Below are 1,635 nucleotides of genomic sequence, written 5' to 3' on the forward strand. Positions count from 1 at the left end.
TTAATGAGTTTAGATGTGATTTAAAGATTGTAATATTTTGGAAAATGATATCAGAGTTAACCGTCTAAAATACGGATCGCAAATAGGTCATATTGCCGCAGCCATTCTGCATGATCGTGCACCGTATTTGATGCAATCGCACCATCAAAATTCTCTAATTGACCCAGTTTCCAACCGCGGTCGTAAACTATACTCGTGGTTACATCTGTTAAATCAAGATTTTCAATAACTTCATCTATAGCGACAGAAGGATCAGCCGTACTGCCAGTAACTTCGAATTGTGGTGCTGGTATATTTTGACCACATAGCGTAAACACTATTAATGAGAATAGTAAAGTAAAAATCGAATTGGTTTTCATAAGATTTGGTTTAATTGGTTAAAAAAAATTAATGGTTTACCAACTGTGTTGAATTCGAAATCTGAATTCTCCGTCGGTAATATTATAAGTCGTTTGATCTATGGTGTCAATTACGGTGAAGCTGAAAGTTCCTTCTACCGTACCAAGTTTCTCTTCTGTTCGTGATTCAAACCGGCTAAAAGTTACAGAACCATCAACCAGTTTTTCGACTGTCCTATTCATTTGACCTGGTTCAGGTTCAAATGAATAATAGGGCAGCGCAGAATCCGCAAACATTGGTTGCAAAAGAGAAAATGTTCCCACTTGAGGTACAGCCTCCCTGAATCGTAACCCAACTCTTCTTTCATCTATGCAATTTCGTCCTCGTAAAACTAAATAGCCTTGGGGTGTCCCAAAAATTGAGTCGGGAAAATAATTGAATAACAGCGGTTCACAAGTTAAATCGCCGGTACTTTGAAAATCTTCGCCATTCACTTTACATCGAAAATACTGAGCAAAGTTGTTGTCTTCATCCGGTTTATTATCATCGCCGCTTTTGCAGCAGCAAGCTGTTGTGAGAATAAGTAGAAATAGAATGATTGTATTTTTCATAAGATTTGGTTTTATTTGGTTAAAAAAATTAATGGTTTACCAACTGTGTTGAATTCGAAATCTGAATTCTCCGTCGGTAATATTATAAGTTGTTTGATCTACAGTGTCAAAAGTTGTAATATATCTGCTTCCAGAAATTAAGCTGTCCATGTTAATTCCATAAGTTCAGAGTTCTATAAAGAATACTACATTTTAGTAATTAGATCACTTGAAATATAAGCAAGTTTGCCTAAACTCAAAGACTCTCGTAAAAGTATAAAAAATGGATTTGTTCAGTTGGGTAAGCGCATCATTTGTAGCTGATGTTGAGCCGTATCCATGAAAAAATTAGAGAGTCCAATTTTTTGCGAGATGATTTATGAAGCAGAAGATTTTACCTAAACTGTATAATTAGGAAGGAAGAAACTAAATTTTAAACTGTAAAATTAAGTTTTCTTAGTTGTTTATCCATAATCAGGTGTTTTTAGAATTGGCTATTCTTTTATTTAGTACATGACAAAAATATAACCCGCTGATAATCAGCAAATTAAATGTTAAAAAATTAGTATAAAGCATTGATAATCAGTATCTTAGAAGGATAATCTCAAACATCTTTCAAGAACATGAAAACCAATGCTAACTTCAAAAGTACAGAATTAACCGAAACACTACACACCCATTTTAAGGGCACGATTAATCTGGCTCG

General features: G+C 34.4%; 2 protein-coding genes. Both read right to left on the bottom strand.

The genetic code is table 11. The features are described from left to right. Window positions 1-56 precede the first annotated feature (56 nt). On the bottom strand, window positions 57-359 hold the full coding sequence (locus tag G3O08_RS20585) for a hypothetical protein (protein WP_163287331.1): 303 nt from the start codon (window positions 357-359) through the stop codon (window positions 57-59). Window positions 360-395: 36 nt separating this feature from the next. Next, window positions 396-950 (bottom strand): hypothetical protein, encoded by a 555-nt coding sequence (locus tag G3O08_RS20590; protein ID WP_163287332.1) that lies wholly within the window; start codon window positions 948-950, stop codon window positions 396-398. Window positions 951-1,635: the final 685 nt, after the last annotated feature.

The sequence above is a fragment of the Cryomorpha ignava genome, assembly GCF_010686655.1.
GTDB classification, from domain to species: Bacteria; Bacteroidota; Bacteroidia; order Flavobacteriales_D; family Cryomorphaceae; genus Cryomorpha; species Cryomorpha ignava.

Bases quoted from the DNA above. Each gene is read 5' to 3' on its own strand.
- G3O08_RS20585 (WP_163287331.1), bottom strand. From the start codon at position 359: ATGAAAACCAATTCGATTTTTACTTTACTATTCTCATTAATAGTGTTT.
- G3O08_RS20590 (WP_163287332.1), bottom strand. From the start codon at position 950: ATGAAAAATACAATCATTCTATTTCTACTTATTCTCACAACAGCTTGC.